This is a genomic window from Methanococcoides sp. (genome assembly GCF_030594565.1).
In the GTDB taxonomy this organism is placed as follows: Archaea; Halobacteriota; Methanosarcinia; order Methanosarcinales; family Methanosarcinaceae; genus Methanococcoides; species Methanococcoides seepicolus.
Genome location: NZ_JAUVEY010000188.1, coordinates 1 through 3,045, shown reverse-complemented (window position 1 = coordinate 3,045; position 3,045 = coordinate 1). Strand labels below are relative to the sequence as shown.

Below are 3,045 nucleotides of genomic sequence, written 5' to 3'. Positions count from 1 at the left end.
AATTGTATAAAGAAATAGCAGAAAATACAAGAGAAGAACGGGAAATAAGCAGTGATCAATGACGGTTTGGATTATTAGCTTTGTAGAGATCCTCTTTTCAAAATTCAAACATCAAAATAAATCAAGTCGTAGCAATACTTTGATTGATGACGGTATCGCCCAAGCGGTTGGAGTAGCGTTGACAGAGAAAATAAAAAAGAGTGAGTTACTGTGATCAAGGAATGACAAAGTACAAATGCTGTCTACCAAAGCAGTTGTATTTGAGATAAAATAAATCAAAAGAATGTGTTTTCAAAATCGGTTGGAATTCTAAATGTGAACGTACTTCCTTTTCCAACTTCACTTTCGACCCAGATTTTCCCACCGTGCATTTCAACAAATTTCTTGATAAGTGCAAGGCCAAGACCGGTACCCCCAGACTCTCTGGTACTTGAAGAATCCGCTTGAAAGAAAGGGTTGAACAGTTTATCCTGATCCCCTGGTGAAATGCCAATGCCACTGTCCTCTACATAAATCTGGACAAGGTGCTCTGATATTTTTCCTCCGATTGTCACAAAACCTCCTTGAACCGTGAACTTAATGGCGTTGCTCACGAGCTTGTAAAGAATCTGCTTGAATTTTATTGTGTCTGCTTTTATGGTAGGTGTTTCAATGTCGATGTTACATGTCAGGTCAATATTCTTCTGTGATGCAATAGGTATCATCAATGCTTCTACTTCACCAATAGCATCGGATACAAAGAATTCATTAATATGAAGTTCCATCTTTCCAGCTTCAATTTTTGAAAGGTCAAGAATATCGTTGATCACATCCAGCAAGTGTTTTCCGCTTGAATTAATATTGTTCGCATATTTTGTTTGTTTATCATTGAGCGTTCCGAAAGTTCCCAACAGTAACATTTCAGAGAATCCGATGACAGCGTTAAGGGGTGTGCTTAGCTCATGGGTCATATTTGCAATAAATTCGGCCTTGGATTTGTTGGCAGCTTCCGCAGCAAGTTTTGCATTGAACATTGCATCTTCTGCTTGCTTGCGAATGGTTATGTCCTGCATAGTCCCAAACATTCGAATGGCCTGACCGGTTTCATTAAACGTAACTTCGGCTTCCTCATGAACAGTACATTCTGAGCCATCGAGCAAAAGAAGGCGGTAGTCAATACTATACGGTTTATGTTCATATATTGCCTTATTTATATTATCTTGAACAAACAACTCGTCATCAGGATGGACGAACTTTAAAAAATCCTCATTGGTATCCCCGAATTCCTGGGTTTCCATCCCAAGGATGTGATATATCTCTTCTGAGAATTTTAACTTATTGTTAACGATGTCCCAATCCCAATTGCCAATATGAGAAATACGCTGTGCATTGGCTAAACTGGCTTCACTCTTACGTAGAGCTTCTTCCATCTGCTTCCGCTCGGTGATGTCTATCACCGAGGAATGGTAGCCGATCAGTTTGCCTTTTTCGTCCCTGATTACGGATGCAAGGCTCTGCGCGATAAATGTAGAGCCGTCTTTCCTTTTTGCAAGGTAGTTTCCTTCCCACTTGCCAGTCTTGTTGAGCAATTCGAGTATCGGCAATGCATCATCAGGATTAACAAAGAAGTACGGAATCGGGTGGCCGACAACTTCCTCCAGACTGTCATATCCCCATATTTCCACGAATGCAGCATTTGCATGATTAATTATACCGTCAACCTTGGAAGTGCTATTAGCGGAAAGCGATGACTCGAATACCTTGTTTTTCAACAGCAGCTCTTCTTCAATTTTCTTGCGCTCGGTGGTATCTGTGAAGAAACCTACATTACATCCTCTTCCATTTATCAAGACATTAGTTGTGTTAATATCTGCATATAGCGTTGTTCCGTTTTTTCGCAAACAGGGTCTGGATGACGATAAGGTTTTCTCTCCTCGTGCCTGGCTCTCAAATTCAGAAATCGCACATTTCAGATCATTTTTCTGATGAATGTCAAGTACACTCTTTTGCAGCAATTCTTCTTCCGTATAACCTAACATTTTGCACATAGCTGGATTGGCAAACAGGAATTCTTTTGTTTCAATATCTGCAACAAGTATCCCCTCGGCAGTACCTTCAAACAACGCTTTGTATATATCTTCACTCTCCAGTAGCCCTTTCTCGATAGATAAATCACTCATCAACGTCCCCCCACAATTGCTCTTAACTATATCCCCGACTTGCTTTGCGTTGAAGATCCCAATCTTCAAAAGTCATAAATGAGTCGATCAAGAGTAGAAGAAACAGGAACTCTTGATCTAATAGATAGGTTGTTGTCGTTCAGATATAGCCCAATCCCGTTATAATCGGCGTCTGATGCGTAAAATGGACTGAGGTCTCAAAAGGGACAACGGCTTTAAAATTGTACAAAGCCTTTTGAATGGTATAAAAAAGAAGGTGGATGACATATCATGGCATCAGTTTCAGGATAAGGGGCTTCTGCGACTTGCTGTGCGAAGGATGAAACTCGAACCCTGAAAAATTAAAATTTAAAAACAGTGGTATTTTTCTTAGATACCTATATCCCCGACTTATTGTGTGAGACCATGGTATCATGAAAAATATGAATTATACAAATAATTCTTTACTCCGAAACCTTAATAAATGATTAATCGTTATAGATGTGTGCAGTGATTAATCGTGATAGATATTCATTGCCCATAAAACCAGGAGGAAAGAAGAAATGGACACATACTACGCAGGTTCTACAATGGATGAAGAAGACGGTATCCTTGAATGGACAAATAGAGGACTTAAAATCGATGGCAACGGAGCATTCATTGCCACCCTTACAGTATCCATTGCCCTGATGGCCTTCCTCAGACTTTCATCTTATGCTAACCTCTTCTAAGTAAAGGAGCCCTCCGTAAGACCGGAAACTCCTTTATTTATAGTTAAAACCCCAAATTATTAGACTAATTCGTTATATAGACTGTTCCATGGTTAGACCTGAGGGGATCTTTATTGAACGGCATATGACCGTTGAAGAGTTAGACAAGCAGATAAAATTAGAGAAGAATGCAACAC

The 3,045-nt window shown here is 39.8% G+C and carries 2 protein-coding genes; one reads left to right on the top strand and one right to left on the bottom strand.

The annotated features are described in order from the left end of the window. Nucleotides 1-275 precede the first annotated feature (275 nt). Nucleotides 276-2,159: a PAS domain-containing sensor histidine kinase gene (locus QAS77_RS11280; protein ID WP_305065641.1), complete on the bottom strand. Its 1,884-nt coding sequence runs from the start codon at nucleotides 2,157-2,159 to the stop codon at nucleotides 276-278. A gap of 542 nt (nucleotides 2,160-2,701) precedes the next feature. Between QAS77_RS11280 and QAS77_RS11275 the strand changes: the two genes are divergently transcribed. Beyond that, on the top strand, nucleotides 2,702-2,869 hold the full coding sequence (locus QAS77_RS11275) for a hypothetical protein (RefSeq protein WP_250868817.1): 168 nt from the start codon (nucleotides 2,702-2,704) through the stop codon (nucleotides 2,867-2,869). Nucleotides 2,870-3,045 lie beyond the last annotated feature (176 nt).